This is a genomic window from Streptomyces sp. CB02980, assembly GCF_014451325.2.
Taxonomy (GTDB): Bacteria; Actinomycetota; Actinomycetes; order Streptomycetales; family Streptomycetaceae; genus Streptomyces.
In genome coordinates this window covers 347-862 of the sequence record NZ_JACSCH020000068.1, presented here as the reverse complement: position 1 = coordinate 862, position 516 = coordinate 347, and the positions used below count along the sequence as shown (strand labels likewise).

Annotated in this window: 1 protein-coding gene; it reads right to left on the bottom strand. The window is 68.6% G+C overall.

Annotated elements, in window-relative coordinates; translation table 11 throughout:
• Positions 1-516: AMP-binding protein (locus E0F75_RS39775; protein WP_229315923.1), on the bottom strand; the 516-nt coding region annotated here is incomplete at both ends.

Below are 516 nucleotides of genomic sequence, written 5' to 3'. Positions count from 1 at the left end.
TACTCCAGGGCACCCTGCTTGTTCCATCGGGCCAGGTCACCCGTGCGATACATCCGCGCCCCGGCAGGACCGTAGGGGTTGGCGACGAAGCGGTCCGCCGTCAGCGCCGACTGGCCGATGTAACCGTGGGCGAGACCGTGCCCGGCGACATACAACTCCCCCGGCACACCCGGCGCTACGAGCTCCAGGTTGGCGTCCAGGACGTAGGCGTGCTTGCCGGCCAGCGGACCACCCACCGGAATGCTCGCCGCACCGGCACCGACCCCCGGCTCGATCACGAACACCGTCGTGAACCCCATGCTCTCCGCCGGACCATAGCCGTTCAGGAGATGCAGCTGCGGGTGGTCGGCCAGAGCCCTGGCCGTGTGCGTCGGGGACGCCGCTTCTCCGGCGGTCATGGCCTCCTTGACGTGGGCGAAGGTCTGGGGATGGTCGTCGAGCATGTGGTTGAACAGGCTCGCGGACATCTGGAGCGAGGTGACCCGGTGCCGCTCGACCAGCTCCGCGATCAGATGG